The 26,390-nt window shown below is 71.5% G+C and carries 30 protein-coding genes and 1 pseudogene; 20 read left to right on the top strand and 11 right to left on the bottom strand.

What is annotated here, in order from left to right:
- Positions 1-54 precede the first annotated feature (54 nt).
- A complete protein-coding gene (locus ACFQ9V_RS09710; RefSeq protein ID WP_382458964.1) occupies positions 55-654 on the bottom strand; it encodes a DUF1992 domain-containing protein in 600 nt (199 codons plus the stop codon).
- Between the two features lie 71 nt (positions 655-725).
- On the opposite strand from ACFQ9V_RS09710, the gene ACFQ9V_RS09715 reads away from it, so the two are divergent.
- Complete coding sequence (locus ACFQ9V_RS09715; RefSeq protein WP_382458965.1) at positions 726-1,808, top strand: epoxide hydrolase family protein; 1,083 nt, start codon at positions 726-728, stop codon at positions 1,806-1,808.
- Between the two features lie 197 nt (positions 1,809-2,005).
- Here the strand turns inward: ACFQ9V_RS09715 and ACFQ9V_RS09720 are convergent, their stop codons facing one another.
- On the bottom strand, positions 2,006-2,209 hold the full coding sequence (locus ACFQ9V_RS09720; RefSeq protein WP_382458966.1) for a cold-shock protein: 204 nt from the start codon (positions 2,207-2,209) through the stop codon (positions 2,006-2,008).
- Between the two features lie 90 nt (positions 2,210-2,299).
- On the opposite strand from ACFQ9V_RS09720, the gene ACFQ9V_RS09725 reads away from it, so the two are divergent.
- Positions 2,300-2,548 carry a helix-turn-helix domain-containing protein gene (locus tag ACFQ9V_RS09725; RefSeq protein WP_382458967.1) on the top strand — a complete coding sequence of 83 codons (249 nt, stop codon included), beginning with the start codon at positions 2,300-2,302 and terminating at the stop codon, positions 2,546-2,548.
- Between the two features lie 25 nt (positions 2,549-2,573).
- Here ACFQ9V_RS09725 and ACFQ9V_RS09730 read toward each other — a convergent pair whose 3' ends face one another.
- Positions 2,574-2,729 (bottom strand): hypothetical protein, encoded by a 156-nt coding sequence (locus ACFQ9V_RS09730; protein ID WP_370054347.1) that lies wholly within the window; start codon positions 2,727-2,729, stop codon positions 2,574-2,576.
- 283 nt (positions 2,730-3,012) lie between these two features.
- Between ACFQ9V_RS09730 and ACFQ9V_RS09735 the strand changes: the two genes are divergently transcribed.
- On the top strand, positions 3,013-3,405 hold the full coding sequence (locus tag ACFQ9V_RS09735; RefSeq protein ID WP_382458968.1) for a hypothetical protein: 393 nt from the start codon (positions 3,013-3,015) through the stop codon (positions 3,403-3,405).
- Positions 3,406-3,423: 18 nt separating this feature from the next.
- On the opposite strand, the gene ACFQ9V_RS09740 is transcribed toward ACFQ9V_RS09735, so the two are convergent.
- From ACFQ9V_RS09740 to ACFQ9V_RS09755, 4 genes and pseudogenes are all read right to left on the bottom strand, one after another.
- Positions 3,424-4,041 (bottom strand): hypothetical protein, encoded by a 618-nt coding sequence (locus tag ACFQ9V_RS09740; RefSeq protein WP_382458969.1) that lies wholly within the window; start codon positions 4,039-4,041, stop codon positions 3,424-3,426.
- Between the two features lie 107 nt (positions 4,042-4,148).
- Positions 4,149-4,931: an SDR family NAD(P)-dependent oxidoreductase gene (locus ACFQ9V_RS09745; RefSeq protein WP_382458970.1), complete on the bottom strand. Its 783-nt coding sequence runs from the start codon at positions 4,929-4,931 to the stop codon at positions 4,149-4,151.
- Between the two features lie 75 nt (positions 4,932-5,006).
- Positions 5,007-6,704: a cell wall-binding repeat-containing protein gene (locus ACFQ9V_RS09750; protein WP_382458971.1), complete on the bottom strand. Its 1,698-nt coding sequence runs from the start codon at positions 6,702-6,704 to the stop codon at positions 5,007-5,009.
- Positions 6,705-6,842: 138 nt separating this feature from the next.
- Positions 6,843-8,231: pseudogene (locus tag ACFQ9V_RS09755) on the bottom strand (FAD-dependent monooxygenase).
- A gap of 212 nt (positions 8,232-8,443) precedes the next feature.
- Between ACFQ9V_RS09755 and ACFQ9V_RS09760 the strand changes: the two are divergent.
- On the top strand, positions 8,444-10,387 hold the full coding sequence (locus ACFQ9V_RS09760) for a PKD domain-containing protein (RefSeq protein WP_382458972.1): 1,944 nt from the start codon (positions 8,444-8,446) through the stop codon (positions 10,385-10,387).
- Between the two features lie 60 nt (positions 10,388-10,447).
- Here ACFQ9V_RS09760 and ACFQ9V_RS09765 read toward each other — a convergent pair whose 3' ends face one another.
- Positions 10,448-11,395 (bottom strand): patatin-like phospholipase family protein, encoded by a 948-nt coding sequence (locus tag ACFQ9V_RS09765; RefSeq protein WP_382458973.1) that lies wholly within the window; start codon positions 11,393-11,395, stop codon positions 10,448-10,450.
- Between the two features lie 395 nt (positions 11,396-11,790).
- Between ACFQ9V_RS09765 and ACFQ9V_RS09770 the strand changes: the two genes are divergently transcribed.
- The 7 genes from ACFQ9V_RS09770 (at position 11,791) to ACFQ9V_RS09800 (ending at position 19,139) form a co-directional block, all read left to right on the top strand.
- A complete protein-coding gene (locus ACFQ9V_RS09770) occupies positions 11,791-12,840 on the top strand; it encodes a LacI family DNA-binding transcriptional regulator (RefSeq protein ID WP_382458974.1) in 1,050 nt (349 codons plus the stop codon).
- Between the two features lie 168 nt (positions 12,841-13,008).
- A complete protein-coding gene (locus ACFQ9V_RS09775; RefSeq protein WP_382458975.1) occupies positions 13,009-14,274 on the top strand; it encodes an ABC transporter substrate-binding protein in 1,266 nt (421 codons plus the stop codon).
- Positions 14,274-15,260: a carbohydrate ABC transporter permease gene (locus ACFQ9V_RS09780; RefSeq protein WP_382458976.1), complete on the top strand. Its 987-nt coding sequence runs from the start codon at positions 14,274-14,276 to the stop codon at positions 15,258-15,260. The genes ACFQ9V_RS09775 and ACFQ9V_RS09780 overlap by 1 nt, the downstream gene beginning before the upstream one ends.
- Complete coding sequence (locus ACFQ9V_RS09785) at positions 15,250-16,107, top strand: carbohydrate ABC transporter permease (protein ID WP_382458977.1); 858 nt, start codon at positions 15,250-15,252, stop codon at positions 16,105-16,107. The genes ACFQ9V_RS09780 and ACFQ9V_RS09785 overlap by 11 nt, the downstream gene beginning before the upstream one ends.
- Positions 16,104-17,462 (top strand): family 1 glycosylhydrolase, encoded by a 1,359-nt coding sequence (locus tag ACFQ9V_RS09790; RefSeq protein WP_382458978.1) that lies wholly within the window; start codon positions 16,104-16,106, stop codon positions 17,460-17,462. The genes ACFQ9V_RS09785 and ACFQ9V_RS09790 overlap by 4 nt, the downstream gene beginning before the upstream one ends.
- Positions 17,446-18,414, top strand: a complete 969-nt coding sequence (locus ACFQ9V_RS09795) for a glycoside hydrolase family 43 protein (protein ID WP_382458979.1) — start codon at positions 17,446-17,448, stop codon at positions 18,412-18,414. The genes ACFQ9V_RS09790 and ACFQ9V_RS09795 overlap by 17 nt, the downstream gene beginning before the upstream one ends.
- A complete protein-coding gene (locus ACFQ9V_RS09800) occupies positions 18,411-19,139 on the top strand; it encodes an SDR family NAD(P)-dependent oxidoreductase (RefSeq protein ID WP_382458980.1) in 729 nt (242 codons plus the stop codon). Before ACFQ9V_RS09795 ends, ACFQ9V_RS09800 begins: the two co-directional genes overlap by 4 nt.
- A gap of 34 nt (positions 19,140-19,173) precedes the next feature.
- On the opposite strand, the gene ACFQ9V_RS09805 is transcribed toward ACFQ9V_RS09800, so the two are convergent.
- Positions 19,174-19,350, bottom strand: a complete 177-nt coding sequence (locus ACFQ9V_RS09805; protein WP_370054360.1) for a hypothetical protein — start codon at positions 19,348-19,350, stop codon at positions 19,174-19,176.
- Positions 19,351-19,601: 251 nt separating this feature from the next.
- Between ACFQ9V_RS09805 and ACFQ9V_RS09810 the strand changes: the two genes are divergently transcribed.
- From ACFQ9V_RS09810 to ACFQ9V_RS09850, 9 genes are all read left to right on the top strand, one after another.
- Positions 19,602-20,468 carry an alpha/beta fold hydrolase gene (locus ACFQ9V_RS09810; RefSeq protein ID WP_382458981.1) on the top strand — a complete coding sequence of 289 codons (867 nt, stop codon included), beginning with the start codon at positions 19,602-19,604 and terminating at the stop codon, positions 20,466-20,468.
- The gene (locus ACFQ9V_RS09815) at positions 20,465-21,223 is read left to right on the top strand and encodes a class I SAM-dependent methyltransferase (protein WP_382458982.1); all 759 of its coding nucleotides are present in this window, start codon (positions 20,465-20,467) and stop codon (positions 21,221-21,223) included. Before ACFQ9V_RS09810 ends, ACFQ9V_RS09815 begins: the two co-directional genes overlap by 4 nt.
- Before the next feature lie 42 nt (positions 21,224-21,265).
- Positions 21,266-21,766, top strand: a complete 501-nt coding sequence (locus ACFQ9V_RS09820; RefSeq protein WP_382458983.1) for a SixA phosphatase family protein — start codon at positions 21,266-21,268, stop codon at positions 21,764-21,766.
- Between the two features lie 71 nt (positions 21,767-21,837).
- Positions 21,838-22,266, top strand: coding sequence for a hypothetical protein (locus ACFQ9V_RS09825; protein ID WP_382458984.1), 429 nt, complete (start codon positions 21,838-21,840; stop codon positions 22,264-22,266).
- A gap of 118 nt (positions 22,267-22,384) precedes the next feature.
- Complete coding sequence (locus ACFQ9V_RS09830) at positions 22,385-22,738, top strand: SPW repeat protein (protein ID WP_382458985.1); 354 nt, start codon at positions 22,385-22,387, stop codon at positions 22,736-22,738.
- A 58-nt stretch (positions 22,739-22,796) separates the two neighbouring features.
- Positions 22,797-23,360 carry a TetR/AcrR family transcriptional regulator gene (locus tag ACFQ9V_RS09835; RefSeq protein ID WP_382458986.1) on the top strand — a complete coding sequence of 188 codons (564 nt, stop codon included), beginning with the start codon at positions 22,797-22,799 and terminating at the stop codon, positions 23,358-23,360.
- Between the two features lie 30 nt (positions 23,361-23,390).
- A complete protein-coding gene (locus ACFQ9V_RS09840; protein ID WP_382459098.1) occupies positions 23,391-23,864 on the top strand; it encodes a DUF1990 family protein in 474 nt (157 codons plus the stop codon).
- Between the two features lie 39 nt (positions 23,865-23,903).
- The gene (gene arfB, locus ACFQ9V_RS09845; protein WP_382458987.1) at positions 23,904-24,341 is read left to right on the top strand and encodes an alternative ribosome rescue aminoacyl-tRNA hydrolase ArfB; all 438 of its coding nucleotides are present in this window, start codon (positions 23,904-23,906) and stop codon (positions 24,339-24,341) included.
- Positions 24,342-24,370: 29 nt separating this feature from the next.
- The gene (locus ACFQ9V_RS09850) at positions 24,371-24,931 is read left to right on the top strand and encodes a dihydrofolate reductase family protein (protein WP_382458988.1); all 561 of its coding nucleotides are present in this window, start codon (positions 24,371-24,373) and stop codon (positions 24,929-24,931) included.
- A 9-nt stretch (positions 24,932-24,940) separates the two neighbouring features.
- On the opposite strand, the gene ACFQ9V_RS09855 is transcribed toward ACFQ9V_RS09850, so the two are convergent.
- Positions 24,941-25,843 carry an alpha/beta hydrolase gene (locus tag ACFQ9V_RS09855; protein WP_382458989.1) on the bottom strand — a complete coding sequence of 301 codons (903 nt, stop codon included), beginning with the start codon at positions 25,841-25,843 and terminating at the stop codon, positions 24,941-24,943.
- Between the two features lie 27 nt (positions 25,844-25,870).
- Positions 25,871-26,374, bottom strand: coding sequence for a beta-class carbonic anhydrase (locus tag ACFQ9V_RS09860; protein ID WP_382458990.1), 504 nt, complete (start codon positions 26,372-26,374; stop codon positions 25,871-25,873).
- Between the last annotated feature and the right edge of the window lie 16 nt (positions 26,375-26,390).

Raw genomic sequence — 26,390 nt, forward strand, 5'->3', positions numbered from 1 at the left:
GTGTTGCGTCCCCTGGTTCGCGGAGAGAGGGCTCGCAGAGAGGGGGGCTCGCGGTCAGCGGGCCTTTCGGAGCCGCCGCCGCTCGCGCCGGCTGAGCGCCGCCTGCGCCTCCGCCTCCGCACGCCGGTTCGCCTCGGCGTCCCGGAGGCGCGCGTCGCGGCGCTCGGTCCAGCGCGCCACCTCCTCGTCGGCGTCGCGGGTCGGCGTGACGACGGGAGGCCCGCCCTGGAGCTGCCGCCGGGCGTTCACGACCCGGCGGTTGAAGTCGGCCACGTGGTCGCGCACCGCCCGCTCGGAGGCGAGCCGGTCGAGCGTCGCCTCGAACTCGGTGTGCTCGGTGCGCAGCGTGAGGGCGGGCGGCCCGAGGCCGGTGAGCTGCTCGCGCTCGATCTTGCGGCGGATCCACCAGTCCGGGTCGTGCGTTCCGGTGAGCCCGGGCAGCGGCTTGCCGGCGCCGGGGAGGTCGTCGAAGTCGCCGCGCCGGATCGCCTGCTGGATCGCGTTCTCGATCACGTGCGAGCGCTGGTCCATCGTCGGCTGGCCGGCGTTGACCTCCTCGACCTCCTCGCCGCGCGCCTCGGCCTCGCGGCGCAGGCGGTAGCGCGCGGCCTCCACCTTGGCGTCGGGCTCGGGGCGCAGGCTGTCGTCGGCCATGCGATCAGCCTAACGCCGGGAGCGCCGGCCGGGCCTGGCCGGGCGTCGGGGGCGCACCCTAGCGTTGGCGCATGGAGCCGTTCCGGATCGCCGTGCCCGACACCGTCCTCGCCGACCTCGACAGCCGACTGCGGGCGACCATCCTGCCCGGGAGGACGCCGGGGCCGGACTGGTCCAACGGCATCCCGCCCGAGGTGCTGGGCGGCCTCATCGAGCGGTGGCGCAAAGAGTACGACTGGCGGGAGGCCGAGCGGCGGCTGAACCGCTTCGAGCAGTTCGTCGTGCCGATCGACGGCTGCGATGTCCACGTCGTCGTCGCCCGCGGACGCCGGCCCGGCCGGCTCCCGGTCGTGGTCACGCACGGCTGGCCGTACTCGTTCGCCGCCATGCTGCCGCTGGTCGACGCGCTCGACGGCGAGCTGGACGTCGTGGTGCCCTCCCTGCCGGGCTACGGCTTCTCCGGAGTCCTGCCGTCCGGGTACTCCTCCGCCGCCGTCGCCGACCGGTGGGATGCGCTCATGACCACCCACCTCGGCTACGAGCGCTACCTGACCTACGGGGAGGACGTCGGTGCGGGCGTGAGCGACTGGCTCGCCGGCGCGCACCCCGCGGTCGCGGGCATCGTGGCCAGCCACGCGTCGTTCTCCGGGCGCAGCCGGCCCGGCGTGGAGCTCGACGACGCCGAGCGGGCCTTCCTCGCGTCGGTCGCGACCTCCGCCGAGTCCGGGTACGCGCACCAGATGGGCACCAGGCCCGACACGCTCGCGGCGGCGCTGGTCGACTCCCCCAGCGGCCTGCTGGCGTGGATCGCCGAGAAGGTCGCGGCCTGGAGCGACGGCGACCGCCTGGCGGCGTTCGACCCGGACGAGATCCTCACGAACGTCATGGTCTACTGGGTCACCCGCTCGATCGGCACGAGCTTCCGGCCCTACTGCGAGTCGCCGGACGACGACGACCTCCACCCGGTCGTGCAGGCGCCGGCGAGCATCCTCGTCCAGACCCACGAGTCCGGGTACCCGCGCTCACTGGCCGAGAAGAGCTACGCCGACATCCGCTCGTTCGCGAGACTGACGCACGGCGGTCACTTCACTGCATTGGAGAACCCCGCCGCCGTGGCGGAGGCGATCTTGGCGCTGGAGGCCGAGGTCCGCTGAAATCGGCGCCGCAAGCCGGTTGACAACCGGTAGGGCACGCATAATGTGTGCACTAAGCAACCGGATGGCAGGCCGAACCGTATGGGGACGGGCGGCTGTACTGCGTTCCCGGTGGGCGATGGCCCGGCCTGTGGCAGGCCGGGCCATCTCCCGGCTTCCCGCTCAGCGGGACGCCGGATATCTCAGTCTGACTGCTGTCAGAGCGGGCGGATGTTGGAGGCCTGCATCCCCTTCGGCCCCTGGGTCAGGTCGTACTCGACCTTCTGGTTCTCCTCCAGCGTGCGGTAACCCTGCGAGGAGATCTCGCTGAAGTGGGCGAAGACGTCGGCACTGCCGTCATCCGGGGCGATGAACCCGAACCCCTTCTCTGCGTTGAACCATTTGACGGTGCCTGTAGCCATCGTTTTCTTCCTTCGTCGTCTTCTCCGAACGCTCGATCGAGCGCACGGCACTGCCAGGCTACTCTCCGCGGGCTTGTTAGCATTCATCGCGTGCACTCGGAAAGTAACGCGATCGCCGACCGGATCGGCGAGAACATCCGCGGACGGCGGGAACGGCTGCTCTTCACGCTCGAAGAGCTGGCCCGGCGCGCCGAGCTCCAGGAGCACACGCTCTGGCGGATCGAGCGGGGCACGATCATGCCCTCCGTGCTGAATCTCGTGCACCTCGCGGACGTGCTGGAGTGCCGGCCGGGCGAGCTGCTGCACGGGGTGTCGGCGACGATGGACGAGGTCTCCTGACCCCGTCGCCCGGGTGTGGCCGCGCTCAGTCGTAGCCGAGGATGACGACGTCGGCGTCGCTGCGGAAGCCGCCGCCGAGTCCGCCGATCCCGAGCGCGCCGCCGAGCCCGAGGGGTGCACCGGTGTGCGTTCCCTCTGCGGGGTGAACCCGGGTCCGGTCTTCGTCGACGATGGCGCTCATGTCTAGGATGGTAGGCGCGCGGGCGCGTCGTCAGAATCGACACCGCGTCCAATGTCCGGGCGCGGATCGACACCGCGTCCATCCACTCGCGGCTTCCCCAGCGCCAACCTGGAGACCTCCGGGACCTGGGATGTCAGCAACTGTTCGCCCAGAATTTCCCGACATTCCCGATTGCCCCCTTCCTGGGGGTGGTCCGCTCGTGCCAGAATCACGGAACCCGCCGCCCGTCGGCGGTGCACCAAGGCCCGAACACGCTGACAACGACGCCACGAAGGAGAGCCTTATGACGGACATCATCGCCCCCGCCGCTGTGCGCGCCGCCCTCGACCACGCAGTCGCCGCGGCCGGGGAACGGCATCGCTACGCGTTCCCGGCCGACGGTCTGGTCCGGTTCACCTGGGACGCCGAGGGGACGCAGCGCGGCGACCTGATCGGCGAGGCGCTGCGTGAGCTGGCGCCCGACGTCTACGAGCACCTCGCCACCGTCGAGACGGACGACCCCGGCCAGCCGGTCGAGTCCGTGCTCGACCTGGCCGAGCACGGACTGGCCGTCCCGCTCGCGACTGTGGCCGCGTTGGACGAGGCGCGGGCGATCGAGGACGCCGGGGGCACCTGGGGCGAGGCGCTCGCCCACTTCAACGAGACGTATTTCGACTCCGCTGCGCTTGCGGGGTGAGGCGCGTGACGGTCGGGACTAGGCGCGCGACTCCCTGGAGGCACGGCGGAGCGTGGTGAAGCAGCCGAGGACGGCGAACAGCAGGGCCAGCAGCACCGAGGGCAGGTAGGACTGCCACATGTCCCCGTTGGTGAACAGGTTGTCCCAGAACAGGCTCCACACCCGGCCATCGGTGAGGGCGTCGCCGAGCGGGATCTTCAGGGCGGCGACGAGGTCGGTGAAGATCCCGGCGAGCAGCGACAGCACGATGGTCACGGCGACGATGGCGATGATGCCCCAGAACGCCCCGCGGGTGACCCGCGCCTTCGACCCGACCCGGTAGAGCCAGACGGTTCCGAACGCGACACCCCACGTGACGATCGAGGCGATGAAGCCGACGTTCCAGAGGACAGTCCAGACGATGACGCCGGCCGGGATGATGAGCAGCGCGAGCGCGATGCCGCGGCCCACCCGCTCGGACTGGGTGAAGGGCTGGTGCGCAGGCGCGAACGTCGCGAAGGGATCGGATGCCGTGAAGGGATCGGACGCCGTGAACGGCTCGGACGCAGCAGAGGACGCGCCTTCGACAGGAGCGGGCACGGACGGCTCGGCGCCCTCCGGAGCAGGCTGGACTCGGTCGTCGGTCGCGTCGGTCACGCTGGTTCCCCCTTCGCGCGCCACCGTGGCGCGCGCTGGACAGCCTGGCACAGCGGTCCTGCGGAAATCGATCGCGCGGCGGCCCCCAGTTCGGGGTGCGGCGCGCGTCACATCGTCGGCCGCATCCCGCCGTCGATCACCACGTCCGACCCGGTCAGGTTGCCGAGGACGGGACTCGCGAGCATCGCCACCAGCGCGCCCACCTCCTCCGGCGTCGTGAAGCGGCCGGTGACCATCGCCTGCTCCGCGCCGTGCCGCACCTCCTCCGGGGTGCCGCCGCCGGCCGCCGACACCGTCTGGGCGACGCCGCCCGCGCCCAGCCAGAGCGCCGTGGCGACCGGACCCGGGCTGACCGAGTTCACCCGGATCCCGCGCGGCCCGAGCTCCTTCGAGAGCGACTTCGTGAAGCTCAGCAGCGCCGCCTTGGCCGCGCTGTAGTCCATCACCAGCGGGTCAGCGAGGATCGCGTTCTCGCTCACGACGTTCACGACCGCGCCGCCGTCGGGGATCAGGTCGAGCAGCGCGCGCGTGACGCGCACCGCGGCGAGCGCGTTCAGCTCGTAGGTGCGCAGCCAGTCGTCGTCGGTGATGGAGGCGAACCCGCCGGGCCGCGGCGGCGCGGAGCCGACGTTGTTGACGAGGACGTCGACCCGGCCTCCGTCGCCGGCCAGCTCGTCGCGGAACCGCGCGATCCCGTCCGGGTCGGAGAGGTCGGCGGGGTGGAATCGGAAGCCGGCCGAGGCCTCCAGCGCCCGGGACTCGTCGGTCGGGGTGCGCGCGACGCCGATCACGGTCGCCCCTTCGTCGAGGAGGGCGCGGGCGGCGGCCAGCCCGATGCCGCGGCTGGCGCCGGTGACGACGGCGCGGGTGTCGTTCAGTCGGAGGTCCACGGGCCGAACCTAGTGCCTCCGCGGCGCGTGCGGCTAGGAGCGTCGGCCGGGATCGTCGGCTGGGGACCTCCCTGCTCAGCAGCCGTAGTCGAGGACCTGGTAGTCCTGCACCGCCGGGCCGCCGACGATCACGGCGTGCGTCGCATGGCTGTCCACGAACCCGGAGAACGACGCCGTGGGGGCGCAGTAGCCGAGGGTCAGGAGGAGCGGTCCCGGCTGGCTCGCGGCGAGGACCGCCGTCGAGAGGGCGTCGGGGAACATGAGCCCGTTGACGAAGTACGCGGTGTGCGAGACGAAGGTGCGGGCGAGCGCGGCGGCGGTGCCGAACCGGTCTGCTCCGGCCGCACGGGTCACCGCGATCCCGGCGCCGCCGAGGCTGCTCTCGATGCCGGTCGAGACGCTCGCCGGCCCGCCCACGATGGTGACGTGCGTCGTCCCCCAGTTCTGCAGGGCCGTGGCCGTCCCCGGGTCGAGCGCGCCGGCTCTGCCGTCCGTGAGCAGGACGGCGCGCCCGGTGGAGGCGGCGGCCGCGGCTGCGGCGAGCGCGTCGGGGAACGCCGCCCCGGTCACCAGGTAGAGGTCCGGGATGCTGGCGCCGAAGGCGTCGGCCACGACCTGCCGGGAGACCGCGTAGCGGTCGGCGCCGGAGATGCGGTCCACGGTGGTGGCGAACGGCAGCGCCCTCAGGTCGGTGACGACCTGGTCGGACAGGGCCATTGTCCCGCCCACCACGACGATCCTCGCCGGATGGAGGCGGACGAGCTCGGCGGCGACGCGCGTGTCGAGGCCGCTCGGCGGCGTCAGCAGCAGCGTCCCGTGCAGCTTCGCAGCGGCGGCGCCGGCCGAGAGGGCGTCGGGGAAGTCACCTCCCGACGCGATGTAGGCGACGGGCACGGCCGCCGACCCGTCCGGGTGGGCCTTCTGCGACGCCGCGACGGAGGTCGCGTACCGGTCGGTGGAGGCGACCCGCTCCGAGCTGAGGATCGGCGCCGTGACCTGGAGGTCCGCCGACGACTGCTCGATCACGATCCCCGGGAGGACGGTCCTGACCAGCGCGTGGACGGAGTGCCCGATGAGGTCGAGAGTGGTCGTGAACGAGGTGCCGGCCGGGCCGGGATTCCACCAGTTGTGCGGGTTCGGGGCGCTCGTCCCCACGGTTTGGTAGCTCCCCCACGAGTAGCTGTCGGACCCGCCGCTCGGGGAGGACAGGGCGACGGAGAGTGTCGAGCCCACCCTGGCCGCTCCGGTGAGGACCGGGTGGTACGCCGGGCGCGCCGCCGGGACGTTCACGGTGGCGCAGGACAGCCCGCTCGTGCTCTCGGGGTAGGTGTAGAAGCTGTAGAGGCGGAGGCAGACGGTGACGGGGCCCGTCTGCGGCGCGAGGGCGTGCACCTCGAAGCCCTGGTTCGGCCCCAACCCATAGCGGGCCGCGATGTCGGGCCGCGGGTAGTCGAACAGCCAGTTCTCGGCCCAGGCGAGCGTCGTTTTGGACCCTCCCGCCCCCGGGAGGTAGAGCTCGAGGCCCACAGGCTCGGAGGCGTCGCCGTTCGATCCCGGCTGGTTGAGGTCGCCCGCCCAGCCGACGATGTGCAGGCCCGGGCGGTCGTCGCCATCGGTGTACTCGACCGCGATGGACTCGATGGACCCGATCGCCGCGAGCGGGTGGAGGGTGTCGTCGGCGGACGCGGGCGGCGCCACCACCCCGGCGACGGTCACCGCCGCGGCGACCGCGGCCAGCCCGACGATGGAAACGAGACGTGTGCGGAAGCTCATGGCCCGGCCTTCTGCGACGCCGACCCCCGGCTCCCCCTCGCGCACCCACTTGTGCGCGTCCTGTCGCTCCGGCACATCCTATGGGCACGGCGCGGGATTCCGCGACCGGCGCCACGCCGGATCGCGCTGGGCCGCGGGCTAGGCGCGCGGGCCGAGCCAGCGCAGCAGCGCCTCGGCCAGCTCCGCCTGCTCGTCGCCCACCCAGGCGACGTACCCATCCGGTCGGAGCAGCAGCGCCGGCACGCCGATCGGGAGGTCCGCGTCCGCGACCGCACCGATCCGGTCGTCCCAGCCCGCGGTGGTCAGCAGTCCCGTGCGGTCGAGCAGGAGCCCGCGGCCGTCGCGCAGCCGTTCGTAGAGCCGGCCGTCCGGCAGCGGGAGGTCGCGGAGCCGCCGGCCGAGGAGGTCCGGACCGGCGCCGAGGTCGTAGCGGATGCCGAGGCCGCTGACCTGCTCGGCGAGGTAGCGGCCGACTCCGTCGACCTCCATCAGCTCGGTGAGCAGCCGCCGCACGGCCTGCGGGCCGGGCTCCGGGTCGATGAGCACACTCTGCGCCCGGGTGAGGGTGAGCACCTGCTCCGCGACCGCCCGCCGTTCGGCCTCGTAGCTGTCCAGGAGGCCGTCCGGCGCGCGTCCGCCGACCTCCGCCGCGAGCTTCCAGCCCAGGTTGAAGGCGTCCTGGATGCCGAGGTTCAGTCCCTGGCCGCCGAGCGGCGGGTGCACGTGCGCGGCGTCCCCGGCGATCAGGACGCGACCGTCCCGGTAGCGGTCCGCGAGCCGGGTGGCGTCGGTGAACCGCGACAGCGCCCGGGGCGAGTGCGCGCCGAAGTCGGTGCCCGCGTAGGCGCGGAGCTGCGCGCGGAACTCGTCGAGCGTCGGCAGCACCGTGCGGTCCTCGGCGACGGAGGCCGCGGGCACGACCGCGCGGAACAGCCCGTCAGCGGCCGGGCCGATGCCGAACCCCCTGTGCGTCTTGCGGATCTCCTCGGAGATCGCTGCGACCTCCTCCGCGGGCATGGTCACCTCGACCTCCCCGAGCAGCCACTCGGTGCGGGCCGGCTCGCCCGCGAAGCCGACGCCGAGCAGCCGCCGCACCAGGCTGCGGCCGCCGTCACAGCCCACCAGCCACCGCGACCGCAGCCGCTCGCCGTCCGCGAGCTCGACCGTGACGCCGGCCTCGTCCTGCTCAAAGCCGACCAGCTCGGCCCCGCGCCGCACCTGCGCGCCCAGCTCGACGGCGTGCTCCTCCAGCAGCCGGTCGGTGACGGTCTACGGAATGCCGAGGAGGTAGGCGTGCGCGCTGTCCAGCTCCACCGGCCGCGGCGGCACGATCCCGGCGAACCGCCCGACCCCGTCGGGATACCGCCGGCCCAGCGCGAGGAAGCGCTCCAGCAGCCCGCGCGTGTCGAGGATCTCGACGCTGCGCGGGTGCAGCCCGAGCGACCGGACGAGCGGGCTGCGCGTGACCTCCCGCTCCAGGACGACGGCGTCGACGCCGCGCAGGCGCAGCTCGGCGGCGAGCATCATCCCGGTCGGGCCGCCGCCGGCGAGGGCGACGTCGTGGGTGTGCGGCTCCGTCTGCGAACTCACGCTGACGACTCTACTGTCCGGCCGCGCCGTGCCGCGGGCGCGCATCCCTCCCCGCGACAAATCCTCACGTTCTACTCCCCTCGCCCGCCCGCCCGGCGCTACCCTGGCCCGCGAAGGCCCGGACCAGAACGGGCCGGGGAGGGCCAGCGATGCCCAGGAGCAGAATTCTCGCCGCACTCGGGGTGTCCGCAGCCGTCGCCCTCGTCGCGTTCGGAGCACCGCAGAGCGTCGAGGGGATCGTGCCGGGGCAGGCCAGCATCCAGTTCACCGCGGCGGGCGACTACGCCGCGAACGCGAACACCCAGACCGTCCTCTCCGAGATCAAGGCGCTCAACCCCGACCTGCATCTCGCGGTCGGCGACATGTCGTACGCGGCCACGGGGCAGGAGCAGGCGTGGTGCGACTTCGTCACCCAGACCGTCGGCGCCGGGTTCCCGTTCGAGCTCGTGTCCGGCAACCACGAGAGCAGCGGGCAGAACGGGAACATCAACGACTTCTCCGCGTGCCTGCCCAACCAGCTCCCCGGCGCGGTCGGGACCTACGGACGGCAGTACTACGTCGACGTGCCGCAGGGGTCGCCGCTGATCCGGTTCATCATGATCTCGCCCGGCCTGCCGTTCTCGGACGGCATGTGGACCTACGCGGCCGGGACGGACCACTACAACTGGACCTCCGCCGCGATCGACGGCGCCCGCTCGGCGGGCATCCCGTGGGTGGTCGTCGGGATGCACAAGCCGTGCCTCTCGATGGGCCAGTACACCTGCGAGGCGGGCCCCGACATCATGAACCTGCTGGTCTCCAAGCGGGTCGACCTCGTGCTGACCGGGCACGAGCACCTCTATCAGCGCACCAAGCAGCTCGCGACGGGGGCCACCTGTCCGACGATCACCCCCGGCACCTACACCGCGGCGTGCGTGGCCAACCCGGGCAACACGCTCGTCAAAGGAGCGGGGACCGTCTTCGCCACGGTCGGGACCGGCGGCAACGACAACTACGACATCAATCCCGCGGACACCGAGGCGGGCTACTTCGCCTCGACCTACGGCAGCTCGGCGGCGCCGCTCTTCGGGCTGATGGACGTCACGGCGACCGCGACCCAGCTCAACGCGTCCTACGTGAGGACCGCCGGCGCGAACTTCAGCGACCAGTTCACCATCGGGCCGCCGACCGGGGGCGGCAATCAGCCTCCCAACGCGGTCATCGCCTCCACGTGCACCAACCTCACCTGCGCGTTCGACGGGACGGGCTCCAACGACCCCGACGGGATGGTGACCTCGTTCGCGTGGGACTTCGGCGACGGGACGACCGGCACCGGCAGCACTCCGAGCCACACCTATGCGGCGGCGGGCACGTATCCGGTGCGGCTGACGGTGACGGATGACGGCGGAGCGACGGGGACGGCGACGACCACGATCACGGCGACCAACCCGCCACCGCCGCCGAACGTGCTGGCGGCCGACTCGTTCACCCGCACGGTGACCGGAGGCTGGGGCACGGCCCCGACCGGCGGCGCGTGGTCGGTGTCGGGGTCGGGATCGCTGTACTCCGTCAACGGCAGCGCGGGCCTGATCCAGCTCCCCGCGGGCAACGGCGGCACGACCCGGCTGCCCGGCGTCTCGTCGACCGCGACGGACCTCCGCCTGTCGGTCGCACTGGACAAGGTCCCATCGTCCGGCAACGTCTACCTGACCATCCAGGGCAGGCGGATCGCGACGGCCGGCGGCTACACCTCGAAGGTGATCGTCTCCTCCGCGGGCAAGGTCACCATCCAGATCACGCGGGTCGACCAGAACGGCGCGAACGAGGTCGTCGTGCAGCCCTCGGTCGCCGTGGCGGGCCTCACCTACGCGGCCGGGCAGAAGCTCGACATCCGCCTGCAGGTGGTCGGGACCAACCCGACGCTCGTGCAGACGAAGGCCTGGCTCGACGGCACCACGGAGCCGACGGCCTGGCAGCGCTCGGTGACGGACTCGACGGCGGCGCTGCAGGCGGCCGGCGGGCTGGCGATCACCGGGTATCTGTCGGGCGGGGTCGCGAACGCGCCGGTGACCATGTCGGTGGACGATCTGAGCGCCGTGACCCCGACGCCGTGACGGAGGCCGCCCGGCCGCGAGCGTGGCCGCCGATCGGTCGATCGGCGGCCACGGGTGCGTTCAGGCTTGGCCGTCCCAGAACCCGCTGAGCCCTGCGGCCGCCGCCCTCCCCTGGTCGTAGCCCGCCTGGGCGGACACCGGCCTGCGCGAAAGGTCCATCATGCTGTCCCCGAACGCGTCGAGGGACGCCTGGTCGGGCATGATCGTCTCGACCAGGCTGCCGCCCGCACGGAGCTCGTCCACCTGCGCCGCGAGCTGCGATCCCCACTCCAGCGGATGCCGGGTGCGGCCGCCGAACGGTGACAGCACGAGCACGCGCCCGTAGCCGGCCGCCAGGTCGGCGTTCTCGTTGCGCCGGTAGCCGCCGTCGATGTACTGCTCGCCGCCGAGGGCGTAGGCGAAGCCGCTGGAGCAGCTCGCGGCGACTGCGTCCGTCAGCGCGACGCCGCTGTCACGGTCGAAGGTCACGCCCTCGCCGGTGCGCGCGTCGACCGCCGTGATGACGACGTTCTGCTCCGGCCAATCCTGGCTCGGCAGCCGGGAGGCGACGGTCGCGCGCCACTGCGGCTGACGCTCAGGGGCGGCGCCGTCGGCGAGCCCGATCGCCCACGCGCCCATCCGGCGGCGCATGTCGGCGGCGTCGGATGACTCGGCGATGATGCGGGCGGTGACCTCCAGCTGGCTGGAGACGGAGCCGGCGACGCCGCGCGCGACGCCCTCCCCGCCTGGTCGGCCTCCACTGGGTCGGCCTCCACCGGGGGCGCCCGCGCCGGGGCGCGGCGCTGTCGGGGCGGTGAGGATGCTGGCGAACAGCTCGCCGGGCGGCGCGCTCGTGATCTGGGCGGCGGCGGTCGATCCGGCCGACGTGCCGACGATCAGGTCGGCGCGGGTGGCGTCCACCCCGCCGTCGAGGAGGCCGGCGACCACGCCGAGCTCCCAGGCGTTGCCGGAGGAGCCGCCGCCGTGGAGGACGAGCGCGCGGGAGGGAGAAGAAGTGTGTGCGTTCATGGGAGTGCCTTTCGCGAAGATGCCTTCGGGCGCTCCAGCGACGGCTACCGGCGTCGCGCGATCGTGCACTGCAGGGGAGCACCCATTGCGGATACTGCGTTCATGGGTCTCACCTCCTGCGTTCGGATCACGATCGGAAGAACGTTAGCACGGCCGCTATCAGCCCTGCCCGAAAATTCTTCTTGCGTTTTCGTGCGGCTTCGATCTATGGTGTGCTTTATCGATTGAGCATCCATTCGATTCAGCGAATCGCCCGATGCTCAATCGATAAAGCGATCACGAACACACAGTCAGATCATGCTTCATCGTTCAAGTGAGTGCTTTATCGTTTGAACAACTGCTTCATCGTTTGAGCATCCGCTCCCACGAGACCAGCGAACGACACGGAGGCACCGATGCCGAAGACCCGGGACGCACGTTCGGCCGTCACCCTGAAGGACGTCGCCGAGCGCGTCGGCATCACGTCATCCGCCGCCTCGATGGCGCTCGCCGACCACGCCCGGATCAGCTCCAAGACCAAGGCCGCCGTGCGACAGGCGGCGCAGGAGCTCGGCTACGTCCCCAGCTCGGCCGGCCGGGCGCTCCGCAACCAGCGGGCCGGCGCGGTCGCGCTCATCGTGCCGAACACCTCCCAGCACGTCTTCGGGCACAGCTACTTCATGCACGTGCTCACCGGGGTGTCCGACGCCGCCAACGCGCACGACAGCCAGGTGATCGTCTCCACCAACTCCGACGCCGAGAACGGCGTCGCCGCCTACGAGCGCGTCGTGCGCTCCCGCAGCGCGGACGGCGCGATCGTCACCAGCTCGGCGGTGGACGACTTCCACGTCGAGGAGCTCGTCGCCTCCGGCCTCCCTGTCGTGCTGATCGGCAACTTCCCGTACCTCCCCGGCTCGGTCAGCATCGGCATCGACGACGTCGCCGCCACCCGCACGCTGACCGAGCACCTGATCGACGTGCACGGCCGCCGCCGGCTCGTGCACGTGACCGGCCCGCTCGACCACCAGACCGGCCTCGACCGGCGGGAGGGCTTCCTCGCCGCCGTGCGCTCGCGCCGCCTCGACGCCGACGCGCAGGTCGTCCGCGGCGAGTTCAACGAGGAGTCCGGCGCCGCCGCGGTCGTCGCGGCGCTGGCGGACGACCGGGAGGTCGACGGCATCGTCTTCGCCAACGACGACATGGCGTTCGGCGGCCTCCAGGAGCTCAAGCGGGCCGGGCTCCGCGTGCCGGAGGACATCTCGATCGTCGGCTTCGACGACTTCGGGCTCGCCCGCGTGACCACTCCCGGCATCACGACCATCGCCGTGCCCGCCGAGGAGATGGCCCGCCGCGCCACCGAACGGCTGTTCGATCTCGTGGAGGGCCGGTTCGACGGGCCCGCGCACGAGGAGCTCGCCGTCACCTTCGTGCCGCGCCGCTCGTGCGGCTGCCCGGATGCCACCTGACCCGCTCCCCTCCCCCTGACCCACCCTCGGATACCGCTCCACCCGCTTCACCACTTCATCGCTTCACCGCTTCATCGCTTCACCCGGCCCCACCGCACCATCCCCTCTCCACCCCACCCACAGCACCGCCCCCTCCCCTCATCTGCACTGCTCAAAGGAGAACACTCGATGAAAATCCGCAGATCCCTCGTCGTCGTAGCCGGTGTGGCCGCGTCGATGCTGGCGCTCACCGCCTGCTCCGGCACGTCCGGCACCTCCGGCGGCAAGGTCGACCTCACCGTCTGGACCGGTTTCACCGGCGGCGACCGTCCCGGCTACGACACCATCGTCAAGGACTTCAACGCCTCGCACCCGAACATCCACGTCACCATGAACGTGCAGCCCTGGGACACCATCGCCCAGAAGCTGCCGTCCGCGTGGCTGACCGGGCAGGGCCCCGACATCGCGGCGCCCTCCAGCGACCCGAACGCGATCGCCCAGTACGTGAAGACCAACTCGGTCCTCGCCATCACGAACACCGGCTCGGGCGACACGAAGATCAACACCGACAAGCTCGCGCCCGGAACCGTGAAGGAGTTCACCTACGACGGCAAGCTCTACGCCGTCCCCGCGAACTTCGCCACGCTCAGCCTGTACTACAACAAGAAGGCGTTCGCCGCGGCCGGAATCGCCGACGCCCCGACCACGGTCGCCGAGCTCCAGGCCGACGCCAAGAAGCTGACGATCAACGGCGGCCAGACGCAGTACGGCCTGTCCCTCGCCGACAACCAGACCATCCAGATGTGGCCCATCCTGCAGTGGCTGGAGGGCGGCGACATCGTCGATGCGAAGGGCTGCAGCGTCGTCCAGACCAGTGCGGGCCAGAAGAGTCTGTCGACGTGGAGCGACCTGGTCGTCCAGGACAAGATCTCCCCCGTCGGGCAGACCGGCGCCCAGGCCGACTCGCTGTTCTCCGCCGGCAAGGCCGCGATGGAGATCAACGGACCGTGGGCCGCTCCCGGCTACAAGGCCGCGGGGATCGACCTCGGCATCGCGAAGATCCCGGTCGGCGTCGACGGCTCGAGCGTGACGCTCGGCGCCACCGCCCCGCTCGCGATCTCGGCCAAGACGAAGCACCCGCAGGAGGCGCAGGAGTTCCTCGCCTACTGGACGAGCAAGACCGAGCAGCAGAAGTTCTCGCTGCAGACCGGCTTCCCGCCGCTGCGCACCGACCTCGCCGACGACGCCAAGCTGAAGGCCGACCCGACTGTGTCGATCTTCACCTCGCAGGTCCCGGACTCGCGGCTCTACCTGCCGCACGTCACCAACGCGACGCAGGTCGACGCCAACGCTTACGTGCCGCTGATCGGGCAGATCACCCGCGGGACCTCTGTCGCCTCCGCCACCGCCGACGCCGCCAAGACGATCGACAGCCTGACCGGGTGCAGCAAGTAGTGAGCACCCACACCACCGAGCCCGCCCTGTCCCGCCCCGCGCGGGACGGGGCGGGTCCCCTCCCCCGCACCGAGTCGCCGGTGCGGCGGAGCCCGCGCGGCGACGCGGGGCCGCGCCGCCGCCGGCGCCGGTTCCAGCCGGCCTGGCTGTTCATGGCGCCGAGCCTGATCATCCTGGGCGTCTTCGTCCTGTTCCCGATCCTGCAGACGCTGTACTACAGCTTCTTCGACTGGACGATCGGGGCGTCGACCCAGACGTTCCTCGGGTTCGGCAACTACATCAAGCTCTTCCAGGACCCGCAGTTCTGGAACGCCCTCGGCGTCACCCTGGTCTTCTCCGCGTTCGCCGTGGTCCTCCAGGTCACCCTCGGCTTCGGCTCAGCGCTGCTGCTGCTGAAGGAGAACCTGATCACCCGGGTCGTGCGCTCGGTGTTCTTCTTCCCCACGATCGTGTCGTTCGTCACCATCGGCCTGGTCTGGAAGTTCCTGCTCGACCCGAACATCGGCCTCGTCGGCGGCCTCACCCAGCTCCTCGGACTCCAGCCGGTCGCCTGGCTGACGTCGACCTCCCTCGCGCTGCCGAGCGTCATCTTCGTGGCCGTGTGGCGCAGCGTCGGCTTCGCCATGATCCTGTTCGTCGCCGCTTTGAAGGCCGTGCCGGCCGAGCGCTACGAGGCTGCCCGCCTCGACGGCGCGGACAACCGGCAGCTCACTCTCTTCATCACCATCCCGAGCGTGCGGCCGACCCTGCTGTTCGCGACGATGATCCTCACCATCCAGTCGCTGCAGGTGTTCGACCTGGTCTACGTGATGACCGACGGCGGCCCGGTGTTCCGCACGGACAGCCTCGTGAACCTCATCTACCGCGACGGGTTCGTGAACTACCAGACCGGCTACGCGTCGGCGATCTCGTGGGTCCTCTTCGCGCTCATCATGCTCCTCTCGCTCCTCCAGCTCAGATTGTTCAGGTACAACGATGTCGACTGAAACCGGTGTCCGCGTGCGACGCCCCGGCGCTGTGACAGCGCTGGCCGCCTCGTCCAAATGGATCTTCCTGGGGATCGGCCTGCTCTTCGCGATCGTGCCGTTCATCTGGATGGTGTCCGGATCGTTCCGCAGCGAGAGCGACCTGTTCGGCAACCCGGCCTCGCTGTTCCCGACCTCGATCACGCTGCACGGCTACCTCGGCGTGTGGGAGCAGCTGCCGTTCCTGCGGCTGCTCGGCAACACGTTCCTCTTCGCGGGCGTGACCACGGTCGCGACGCTGCTGTTCGACTCGCTGTGCGCCTACGCGCTGGCCCGGCTGAAGTTCCGCGGCAGGAACCTCGCCTTCATCCTGGTGATCGCCACGCTGATGGTGCCGTTCCAGGTGACGCTGATCCCGGTGTTCATCGAGCTGTTCCACTTCGGCTGGCTGAACACCTACCAGGGCCTGATCGTGCCGCGCGCGACGAGCGCCTTCGGCATCTTCCTGTTCCGGCAGTTCTTCATCAGCATCCCCACCGAGCTGGACGAGGCCGCCCGGATCGACGGCGCCGGGCACTTCCGCATCTACTGGAAGATCATCCTGCCGCTGGCCAGGCCCGCCATCGCGACCGTCGCGATCCTCAACTTCATGAACCTGTGGAACGACCTGCTCTGGCCGCTCGTGGTCACCAGCGACCCGAACATGCTCACGCTGCCCGCGGGGCTCACCCTGTTCGGCGGCCAGCACGTCACCGACCACGCCGTGCTGCTCGCGGGCGCCACCATCTCGCTCATCCCGATCGCCGTCGCGTTCTTCTTCGCGCAGAAGTACTTCGTGGCCGGCGTCGCCACGACGGGGCTCAAGTGACCGGCGCGGGGCTGGGGCCGGGCGAGTTCGCCTGGGCGGCCGGGATCGAGGACACCTGCGTCTACCCGCCGGAGCACTTCGCGATGGCGGACCTGGACGAGTACGACCTCACCGACCACACCGGCAACTGGCGGGACGACCTCCTGGCGGTCCGCGACCTGGGCGCGACCGTCCTGCGCTACGGCGTGAACTGGCCGCTCGTCCACACCGCGCCGGGGGTGTTCGACTGGTCGATGCTGGACGAGCGGCTGACGTACGCAGCCGCCGAGCTCGGGCTGACTGTGATCGCGGACCTCGTGCACTACGGCACGCCCACCTGGCTGCGGGCGTCGTTCGCCGACGCGCGCTATCCGCAGACCGTCGCGGAGTTCGCGGGCGCGTTCGCCGCGCGCTACCGCGGCATCGTGGATCACGTGACGCCCCTCAACGAGCCGCTCACCACCGCGTCGTTCTGCGGCCTGCGCGGCGTGTGGCCGCCGTCGCTCACCGGGTGGGACGGCTGGACCGCGGTGACCCTCGGGGTCGTGGAGGGAATGGCGGCGACCATCCGCGCCGTCCGCGCCGCGAACCCGGACGCGGTCGTCGTGCACGTGGAGGCGACCTCCCAGTACAGCGCGGACGACGCCGGGCTCGCCGAGCACGCGGCGCTGCTGGAGTCGGTGGGGATGCTGCCGACCGACCTCCTGCTCGGCCGCGTCGACCCGTCCCACCCGCTGCACGCCTGGCTGCTGGAGCAGGGCGCGGCCCCCGAGCGGCTGGAGCGCCTGACGGTCGCCCCGCCGACCGTCGACCTGCTGGGCGTCAACTACTACCCCGACCTCTCCCCGCGCACCCTCGTGCAGCGCGACGACGAGGTGGCGCAGGTGGCGACCAACCGCTGGAGCGACGGCCTCGCCGACAGCCTCCGCGCGTTCTCCGCCCGGTACGGCCTCCCGATGCTGATCACCGAGACGAGCATCGAGGGCGACGACGAGCTCCGGTCCGCGTGGCTGGACGACTCGGTCCGCTCGATCGGGGAGCTGCGCGCGGAGGGCCTGGACATCCGCGGCTACACCTGGTGGCCGGTCTTCGACTTCGTGGACTGGTCGTACGCGTCCGGCGGCCGCAACGTCGAGGAGTTCGTGGTGGACGACGACATCGTCGCCGCCCGCCAGCACTCCGGCGACGGCGCGGAGGACGGGCGGCGCGCGAAGACGCCCTTCCTGCGGCGCATGGGCGTCATCCGGCTGGACGAGCAGGAGGACGGCCGGCTGGCCCGCGTGCCCACCGCCGCGGCAGAGCTCTACGCACGGCTGGCCGCCGAGTCCGCGGCCGACCGCGGCGGGATGGAGGTCGCCGATGAGCTCGCGAGCTGAGCCGGTCTACGAGGGCTACTTCGCCGACCCGTTCCTCGCCCGTTTCGGCGGCGAGTTCATCGCCTACGGCTCCGGCGACGACCGGGTGCTCGACGGCACGGAGACGCACGCGTTCGAGGCCCTCCGCTCCCCCGACCTCGTCCACTGGACGAGCGCCGGCGGCGTCCTGGAGCGCCTGGACCCCGCGCTCGGCGATGCCTACTGGGCGCCGGAGGTCGTGGCGGCCGACGGCGCCTACTGGATGTTCTTCTCCGTCGGCCACGGCATCGCCGGCCACCACCTGCGCGTCGCCCGGGCCGACTCCCCGCGCGGCCCGTTCGTCGACCAGGGCGTGAACCTCACCCCGGACGAGTCGTTCGCGATCGACGCGCACCCGTTCCGGGACGTGGACGGCAGCTGGTACCTGTTCTTCGCGCGCGACGTGCTCACCGGCGCCCGGCCCGGCACGCACCTCGCGGTCATGCGCCTCGACGCCCTCACGCGTCCCGGCTCGGAACCGGTCGCGGTGCTCGCGCCGGACGCCGACTGGCAGCTCTTCGAGCGCGACCGCACGATGTACGGCCGCACCTTCGACTGGCACACGCTGGAGGGCCCGACCGTCGTGCGCCGCGGTGATCGGTACCACCTGTTCTTCTCCGGCGGCCGCTGGGAGGGCGACGGCTACGGCGTCTCGGTGGCGACAGCGCAGCATCCGCTCGGCCCGTGGACCCACGAGGTGCGGGAGGCCGCCGACGTGCTGAGCACGCAGCTCACCGGCCTCCTCGGCCCCGGCCACAACTCGGTGCTGCGGCTGGACGACGGCGCCGACCTGATCGCGTTCCACGCCTGGGACGCCGTCGGCGGCAAGCGGCAATTGTTCATCGAGCCGCTGTCGTGGGAGGCCGACATGCCCAAGGTGGTACTCCCCGGGCCTGGTTCTGTCGCGACCACCGGCGCAGGATGGAGGGCGTGAACACCACCGCCCCCACTGCACTCGTCACCGGAGCCACCAGCGGAATCGGGAAGGAGATCGCCCGCCAGCTCGCCGCGCAGGGCTGGAACGTCCTGCTCGGCGCCCGCGACCGTGCGCGCGGCGAACAGGCCGCCGCCGAGGTCGGCGGCACGGTCCTCCCGCTCGACGTCACGGACGCCGACAGCGTGGCCGCCGCCGCCGCGGCCGTGCCGGCCCTGGACGTGCTGATCAACAACGCCGGCATCTCGCTCGACATCGCGGAGGTCATCACCGACGTGGACGTGGACGTGTTCCGGCGCACCTACGAGACCAACGTGTTCGGTGTGGTCGCCGTCACGAACGCGTTCCTCCCGGCGCTGCGCGGCTCCGCGCATCCCCGGATCGTCAACATCTCCAGCGGCACCGGCTCGCTCACGTGGAGCACCGGGCCGAACCCGCAGTTCGACCACGTCGCCGCCTCGTCCGGCCGCGGCGCCGCCTACCGGTCGTCGAAGGCCGCGCTCGACGGTCTGACCATCTTCTACTCGCACGCCCTCGCGGCCGACGGGATCAAGGTCAACGCCCTGGCGCCCGGCCTGCGCGCCACCAATCTCAACCCGCGCGCCGCGGGCCTGGGCGGCGACCCGGCCGAGGCGGCGGAGGGCGCCGTGCGGCTCGCGACGCTGCCCGACGACGGACCGACCGGTCAGCTGTTCTCGTGGGACGGAACCGTCGCGCCCTGGTGAGAGCGCGCCGCGCGCGGATCGTCAGCGCAGGTTGTCAGCGGACGTCGTACTGGGACCGCCCGAACAGCGCCACCCACTCCGCGTACGTGTGGTCGTGACCGATCGGGCACCAGCACCGGACGCTGATCGTGCGGCTGTCGCCGGAGCCCTGGATCGTCTCGACGTGCGCGACGGGCGCGGGCCTCCTGATGGGGGTAATCGCTGCACCCATGATCGTTTCCTGTCTCGTTCGGTCTCCCCCACCTCTCGATGAAGAGTAGGTCGGCGACCTGTGATGGACGCCCTGGATCAGCGAACTCGAAGCCTGGCGGCCGCCCCAATTCTCGGGTAGACGGAGGCGCTCATCCTCGGGCGGGCGGCGTCCCCGGGTGCGCTCCATCGGTGCGGCCGCGGGTGGCCGGGGCGTGGCCCAGCGCGTACGATCCACACCATCACCCGTTCGCCGACCGAGACGAGTCCGTCATGGAAACGCGCACCATCCCAACGCCCGGAGCCGAGATCGTCTACGACGTCGCCGACGCGCAGGCCGGCGACGGAGGCCATCCCCCGCTCGTCATGATCGGCCAGCCGATGGACGCGAGCGGCTTCCGCGCCCTGGCCTCCTACCTCCCCGACCGCGTCGTGGTCACCTACGACCCGCGCGGCCTCGGCCGGAGCACGCGCAGCGACGGCGAGGTGACCAACACCCCCACGACGCAGGCGGAGGACGTCCACGCCGTCATCGAGGCGCTCGGGGCAGGCCCCGTCGACCTGTTCGCGAGCAGCGGCGGCGCCGTGACCGCGCTCGCCCTGGTGACCGCCCATCCCGGGGACGTGCGCACCCTCGTCGCGCACGAGCCCCCGCTGCCCGGCGTCCTCCCCGACGCGGAGGCTGCCGAGCGCGGCCTCGACGCGGTGCACGCCGCCTACGACGCCAACGGCTTCGGGGCGGGCATGGCTGCGTTCGTGATGATGACCTCGTGGCGCGGCGAGTTCACGGCCGACTACTTCGCCCTCCCCGCACCCGACCCCGCGATGTTCGGGATGCCCACCGCCGACAACGGCGACCGCACCGATCCCCTCCTCTCGCAACGCTCGGTCGCGATCACCGGCTACCGCCCCGACATCGACGCGCTGAAGGCCGCCCCGACCCGCGTCGTGGTCGCCGTCGGCGAGGAGTCGGAGGGCGTCTTCACCGGCCGCACCTCCACCGCCCTGGCCGGCCTGCTCGGGACCTCGCCCGTCGTCTTCCCCAGCCACCACGGCGGTTTCGCTGCCGAGGACTCCGGCTACCCGGGCAAGCCCCGGGAGTTCGCCGCCCGGCTCCGCGACGTGCTCGACGAGTCGTGAGAAGCGACTTCGCCGGCACCACCGCCCAGTACTACGCCGAGTTCCGCCGCGACCTTCCCGCCGACCAGGCCGACCGGCTCGTCGCGGCGGTCGGCCTGCGCGCCGGCGACATCGCCCTGGACCTCGGCTGCGGCACCGGCCAGCTCGCGGTGCCCCTCGCGGAGCACTGCGCCGCCGTGGTCGCGATCGACCCGGAGCCGGACATGCTCGCGGGCTTGCGTGCCCGTCACGCCGAGCGGGTCGTGTGCGTGCTCGGCGACGACCGGGACCTGCCGGTGCTGGCGGTCCCGTTCGCGGCCCCGGTCGGTCTCGTGACGATCGGGAACGCCCTCCACTGGATGGACGAGCGCTCGACGCTGCGGACCGCGGCGTCGCTGCTGCGCCCCGGCGGCGCGGTCGCCGTCGTGACGCAGGGCCCGCCGCTGTGGCTCGGTCCCGCGGCGTGGCAGCGGACGGTGCGGGAGGCGCTCGAGTCGCTGTACGGGCCGGTGACGGGCAACTGCCGCACGGATTCGTCGGCGCTGGAGGAGCGCCGTGCGATGGCGACGGAGCTGGGGCTCGCCACCGAGGTGCTGACCTGGACGGCGTCGTACCCGGTCACGGTGGACTGGGTGATCGGACATCTGGGCAGCGCGCTGGGCGCCGACAAGCTCACCAGGGTGGAGGAGCTGAGGCTGCTGCTCGAGCCGCTTCGGGGCGAGGCGATGGTGGAGGAGGTCACCACGAGCGTGCTGGTCGTTCGCGCTCGAGGGTGACGGGCGATGCCAAGCCACCCGATCGTGCGCCACACTGGCAGGGTGACAACCTCCGAGCGCACCCTCATCCTGCTGCGCCACGCCAAATCCGACTGGTCCGGCGCGCTCCCCGACGTCGACCGTCCGCTGGCCGATCGTGGTCACGCGCAGGCTCCCCTCGCGGGTCGCTGGCTCGCGAGTCGCGCCGGCGTGATCGACCTCGCCATCGTGTCGCCCGCCGTCCGCGCTCGCGAGACGTGGGAGCTGGTGTCCGCCGAGCTCGCTCCCGCGCCTCCCGTGCTCTTCGACGAGCGCGTGTACGCGGCCTCCGCCGACCAGCTCCTCGCCATCGTGCGGGAGGCGCCGGCCGACGTCCGCACGCTGATCCTGGTCGGCCACAATCCCGGCATGGAGCAGCTCGCCTCGCTGCTCGCCGGCGAGGACGTGATCCTGCGGACCGCGGGCATCGCCGAGTTCGGGGTCTCCGGCCTGTGGTCCGGGCTCGAAGCACGCTCGTCAGCGCTCCGGGCCGCGGGTCGCGCCGACGGCTACGGCCTGAGTTGATCCAGCATCCCGCCGGCCCGGCACGGCGCGGTCTCGTTCCGCGTTCGGAGCGAAGGCCCTAGGTTCGCATCATGACGCATCCGGCGTGGAAGGCTCCCCTGATCGCCCTCGCGATCCTCGCCGGCCTGGGCGGAATGCTCGCCGCGGCGTTCGTGCTCATGAACCCGCCATCGAACGCACCGCTCCCGCGCCATCCAGTCCCCGGCCCCGACGCCACGCTGTCCTCGACGGCGCAGGCCTACATGGAGGCCGCCCAGCACAACGACTGCGGCATGACCCGCGCCCTCACGACCGCGAACACGACGGCGTGGTGCGACGGTCCGAAGCTGCTCGCGTACAAATTCCTGGGCCGCTCCGGAGACGACGGCGAGTGCATGGGGTACTCGATCACCACCGACACCGGCCTCGACGGCACCGACAACGGCGGGACCGAAGGATGGTCATTCTGCTACCGCCTCACGAAGGCGGGCTGGCGGCTCTGGGATCAGGGCCAAGGCTGACCTGCCGAACCGGCCGCGACCATCGTCAGAATCGTGCATTGACCGGGCGGTCAATCAATTCTAAAATCAGATATGACCCCCAGATCGGGAGCCAACTGACGAAGGGATGTTGGTGTCGATGAAGAAGTGGACTCGCTGGCAGGACTGGGTGGCCGTCGCCGCCGGTCTCTATGTCGCATTGTCGACGATCTGGATCGCCCACACGGGCGCGTCCTTGCCGATCATGCTCGTCCTCGGTGTGCTGCTGGTCGCGGCCGGAGCGTGGAGCCTGGCGATGCCCGGCCTCGTCTCGATGGAGTGGATCCACGTCGCTCTCGGCGTCCTGCTCATCGTCTCGCCGTGGGTGGGCAACTACACCTCCAACGCCGCAGCCTCCTGGACATCCTGGATCGCGGGAGTCGTCGCCCTGGCCGCCGGCCTCCTGGCCGTGCAACCGGCGATGAAGATGCATCACCCGCAGGCGACTCACTAGATCGACCGTGCGCGAGGGGTCGGTCTCCGGCCCCTCGCGCACCAGTGGAAGGGCACCTGTGGAACAGCCGACGGAAGCGCGCACCCGGATCCTCGACGCGGCAGAGACCCTCTTCGCCGAACGCGGCTTCGACGCGACCGCGACCTCCGCCATCGCCCAAGCAGCGGCGGTCCCCAAGGGCCTCCTGTTCTACTACTTCCCCTCCAAGAAGGACATCCTCGCGTCCCTGGTCGCCGAACGCCTCGGCCCCGGCCGGATCGACCCGGACCCCCTGATCGAACCCGGCAACCCGGTCAGGTCGCTGCTGAACCTGAGCCAGAAGCTTTTCCGCGTGCAGGCCGACTCCGACGTGCTCCGCGTGATCGTCTGGCGCGAACAGCACTCGCACCCGGAGGTCAAGGCCAAGCTGGCCGCGCACCGGCGCGCACTGCACGCGACGATCGAGAAGGTGCTGGCGGGGAGTCTGCGCATCCCGGTCGGGGGGAAGCGGCTGCGTGCTGCGGCGTTGGCGTGGGGGGCGATCGTGACGACGCCGCCGCTGGACGACGGGGCCGTCGAGACGCGGCCTGAGGACCTCACGGCGCTGGCGGAGATCGTCTGCGCGGGGTTGCAGGCCGACTGAGAACCCGCGCCCTAGAGTGTGAGCGTGACGATGCCCGAAGCGCCCACCTGGGCGCCGAGCGACCCGGCGTTCCGCCGCTCCGAGATCTCCGCCGTCATCGGCCGCGGCCAGGAGCACTGGCACCGCGCGGCCGAGGACATCCTCCGCTGGCGGGTGAAGACGCGCAGCGGTTTCCTGGTCGACTCCCACGCTCCGGTGCGCGTAGGCCAGCGCGAGCGGATCCGCGTGCGCGTGCTCGGCGTGACCATCGTCGAGCCGGTCGAGGTCGTCGCCGTCATCGAGGACCACGACCGGGTGGGTTTCGCGTATCGGACGCTGCCCGGGCACCCGGTCGACGGCGAGGAGGCCTTCGTCGTTCATCGCGACGCGGCTGACGGCGACATCGTGCTGACCGTCCGCTCGCTCACCCGTCCGGCTCCGCAGCAGCCGTGGCGCATCCTGCATCCGCTGCTGCGCGTCGCCCAGGTCGTGGCGCGACGGCGGTACCTTCGCGCGCTGCGCTGACCCGTTCGGCGCAATCGCCACTAAGAGGATGATGGACCCATGCCCACCGTCCACCGCCCCGGCCTCCGCGTCGACTCCGGACTCACCATCCCCGAGTCCGAGCTGTCCTGGCGGTTCTCGCGGTCGTCCGGTCCCGGCGGGCAGGGCGTGAACACCGCTGACTCCCGCGTGGAGCTCGTCTGGGACGTTGCGGCCTCCGCCGTCCTCTCAACGGCCCAGCGGGAGCGGCTGCTCGACCGCCTGAGCGGCCGCATCGTCGACGGAGTGCTGACGATCGCGGCATCCGAGCACCGCGCCCAACTGCGCAACAGGGAGGCCGCGCGCCTCCGGCTGGCCGAACTCGTGGCCGACGCCCTCCAGCCGCCCGCGCCCCCACGCCGCCCGACCCGCCCGAGCCGCGGCGCCAAGCAACGGCGGCTGGAGGCGAAGAAGCGCCGCACCGACCTCAAGCGCCTGCGCCGGCCTCCCCAGGACTGAGCCCACCCGCGGCTTTCGAAAGGAACGAGATGCGACCCCTCCGCTACGCCATCAACGTCACGCTCGACGGCTGCGTCCACCACGAGGCGGGCCTCCCGCCCGACGAGGACTCGATGCGCTACTGGACCGCCGAGATGGAGCGGGCCGACGCCCTGATCTTCGGGCGGGTGACCTACCAGATGATGGAGTCCGCGTGGCGACGGCCGGCCACCGGCACGTGGCCCGAGTGGATGGATGAGACGCAGCTCCCGTTCGCCGAGGCCATCGACGGGGCGAGGAAGCACGTGGTGTCGAGCACGCTGACCGCGGTCGATTGGAACGCCGAACTGCTGCGAGGCGACCTGAGGGACGCGGTCGAACGACTCAAGCAGGAGCCAGGCGAGGGTCTGTTCGTCGGCGGCGTGACGCTCCCCCTCGCGCTGGCGAATCTGGGCCTGATCGACGAATACGTCTTCGTCGTGCAGCCGGTCCTCGCCGGCCACGGGCCGACGCTGCTCGCCGGCCTGCGCGAGAGCATCCGGCTCGAGCTCGTGGATCGGCAGGAGTTCCGGTCAGGGGTGACAGCACTGCGATTCCGACCGACACCGTGACGGGCGGAATCACCGCACCCTCTCGCGCAAGAATTCTCCGATCCGCTCTGTCGCGTCGGCTGCCTCCGGGGTGCCGAGCATGAGCTGATACACGTGCGGCAGCCCCTCGCCGACCTCCAGTCGAACGTCGACACCGGCGGCGGCCGCGGCCTTCGTCAGTCGCTCGGCGTCGCTGAACAGCAGATCGGCCGTCCCGACCTGCACGAGCATCGGGGGCAAGCCGGCCAGCGACGCGAACAGCGGCGAGGCGAGCGGCGTCGTCGGGTCGGCCCCGGCGAGGTAGTCGGACGCCAGCTGGCGGAGCAGATCGGGAGTCGAGATCGGATCCTGATCGACACGGTCCGTCATCGACGACCCGGAGCTCGTCAGGTCGACGGTCGGGGACATCAAAACGACGGCAGCAGGCAGCTCTCCCCCGGCATCACGGGTGGCGACGAGCAGGGCGACGGTGAGGCCGCCGCCCGCGGAGTCGCCGACGACTGCGATCGAGTCGGCGTCCACTCCCTGTTCGTCTCGGAGCCACCGCCAGACCGCGAGGACGTCGTCGATCGCCGCGGGGAAGGGATGCTCCGGCGCCAGCCGGTACTCCGGGAACAGCACCCGCATCCGGCCGGGCCGGCCCAATCGGGCGGCGAGCTCTCCGTCGCTGGCGAGCGACCCGAGTTGGAAGCCCCCGCCGTGCAGGAAAACGAGGACGCGGCCCGCGTCGACTCCCGGAGCATCCAGCCAATGCGCCTCCACTCCGCCTGCCGCGACCGCGGTCACCCGCACGTCGTCCGGTATCGGATGCACAAGGCCGGCGGGGGCGAACCCCGCACGCGTCTCCGCCACCGTCTCGGCCGGTTGGCCGGCTGCAGCCCGCTGGCGATCGTGGAGCAACTCGAGCAGGTCGTCCATCGCGGGACTCGGCATTGTGGTACCTCCTCAGCCGCGACGGCGTCAGTCCGGGACGACTTCGCTGAGCCGACCGGTGTTGACGTCGAAGACGAATCCTCTGACGGGGATGTCGGATGAGATCCACGGATGGGTCTTCACCTTGGCGACCTGTTCCTTCGTGTTCTGCTCCACGTCGGTGAAACTGTAGAACCGGGCCGGTGCGATCGGCGTCGCTCCCGTCTCGGTGCGCAGCCGGGCCTCCAGTTCCTGGTCGGAGAACTTCGACATCCCGCAGTCGTTGTGATTGATGATCATGATCTCCTTGGTGCCGAGGAGCCGGGTGGAGACGATGAGCGACCGGACGGAGTCGTCGTCGATCACCGTGCCCACGTTTCTGATCAGGTCGACGTCGGCATCGGCCAGGCCGAGCATCCTCACGATGCCGCTCAGCCGGGGGTCCGCGCAGGTGACGATCGCGATCTTCGGCGCCGGCGGCGCACCGTTGCGCGAATCGTAGTCGGCGGCGTTCGCTGCGATGGCGCTCAGCGCCTCATCGATGATGGTCATGTCCAGTCCTCACATT

This window comes from Leifsonia sp. NPDC056665, from assembly GCF_042791795.1.
Classification (GTDB): Bacteria; Actinomycetota; Actinomycetes; order Actinomycetales; family Microbacteriaceae; genus Leifsonia.

Excerpts from the sequence above, each read along its gene's own strand:
- ACFQ9V_RS09710 (WP_382458964.1), bottom strand. The coding sequence starts at position 654 with ATGGCCGACGACAGCCTGCGCCCCGAGCCCGACGCCAAGGTGGAGGCC.
- ACFQ9V_RS09715 (WP_382458965.1), top strand. The coding sequence starts at position 726 with ATGGAGCCGTTCCGGATCGCCGTGCCCGACACCGTCCTCGCCGACCTC.
- ACFQ9V_RS09720 (WP_382458966.1), bottom strand. The coding sequence starts at position 2,209 with ATGGCTACAGGCACCGTCAAATGGTTCAACGCAGAGAAGGGGTTCGGG.
- ACFQ9V_RS09730 (WP_370054347.1), bottom strand. The coding sequence starts at position 2,729 with ATGAGCGCCATCGTCGACGAAGACCGGACCCGGGTTCACCCCGCAGAG.
- ACFQ9V_RS09735 (WP_382458968.1), top strand. The coding sequence starts at position 3,013 with ATGACGGACATCATCGCCCCCGCCGCTGTGCGCGCCGCCCTCGACCAC.
- ACFQ9V_RS09750 (WP_382458971.1), bottom strand. The coding sequence starts at position 6,704 with ATGAGCTTCCGCACACGTCTCGTTTCCATCGTCGGGCTGGCCGCGGTC.
- ACFQ9V_RS09760 (WP_382458972.1), top strand. The coding sequence starts at position 8,444 with ATGCCCAGGAGCAGAATTCTCGCCGCACTCGGGGTGTCCGCAGCCGTC.
- ACFQ9V_RS09765 (WP_382458973.1), bottom strand. The coding sequence starts at position 11,395 with ATGAACGCACACACTTCTTCTCCCTCCCGCGCGCTCGTCCTCCACGGC.
- ACFQ9V_RS09770 (WP_382458974.1), top strand. The coding sequence starts at position 11,791 with ATGCCGAAGACCCGGGACGCACGTTCGGCCGTCACCCTGAAGGACGTC.
- ACFQ9V_RS09775 (WP_382458975.1), top strand. The coding sequence starts at position 13,009 with ATGAAAATCCGCAGATCCCTCGTCGTCGTAGCCGGTGTGGCCGCGTCG.
- ACFQ9V_RS09785 (WP_382458977.1), top strand. The coding sequence starts at position 15,250 with ATGTCGACTGAAACCGGTGTCCGCGTGCGACGCCCCGGCGCTGTGACA.
- ACFQ9V_RS09795 (WP_382458979.1), top strand. The coding sequence starts at position 17,446 with ATGAGCTCGCGAGCTGAGCCGGTCTACGAGGGCTACTTCGCCGACCCG.
- ACFQ9V_RS09805 (WP_370054360.1), bottom strand. The coding sequence starts at position 19,350 with ATGGGTGCAGCGATTACCCCCATCAGGAGGCCCGCGCCCGTCGCGCAC.
- ACFQ9V_RS09810 (WP_382458981.1), top strand. The coding sequence starts at position 19,602 with ATGGAAACGCGCACCATCCCAACGCCCGGAGCCGAGATCGTCTACGAC.
- ACFQ9V_RS09825 (WP_382458984.1), top strand. The coding sequence starts at position 21,838 with ATGACGCATCCGGCGTGGAAGGCTCCCCTGATCGCCCTCGCGATCCTC.
- ACFQ9V_RS09830 (WP_382458985.1), top strand. The coding sequence starts at position 22,385 with ATGAAGAAGTGGACTCGCTGGCAGGACTGGGTGGCCGTCGCCGCCGGT.
- ACFQ9V_RS09840 (WP_382459098.1), top strand. The coding sequence starts at position 23,391 with ATGCCCGAAGCGCCCACCTGGGCGCCGAGCGACCCGGCGTTCCGCCGC.
- arfB (WP_382458987.1), top strand. The coding sequence starts at position 23,904 with ATGCCCACCGTCCACCGCCCCGGCCTCCGCGTCGACTCCGGACTCACC.
- ACFQ9V_RS09850 (WP_382458988.1), top strand. The coding sequence starts at position 24,371 with ATGCGACCCCTCCGCTACGCCATCAACGTCACGCTCGACGGCTGCGTC.
- ACFQ9V_RS09855 (WP_382458989.1), bottom strand. The coding sequence starts at position 25,843 with ATGCCGAGTCCCGCGATGGACGACCTGCTCGAGTTGCTCCACGATCGC.
- ACFQ9V_RS09860 (WP_382458990.1), bottom strand. The coding sequence starts at position 26,374 with ATGACCATCATCGATGAGGCGCTGAGCGCCATCGCAGCGAACGCCGCC.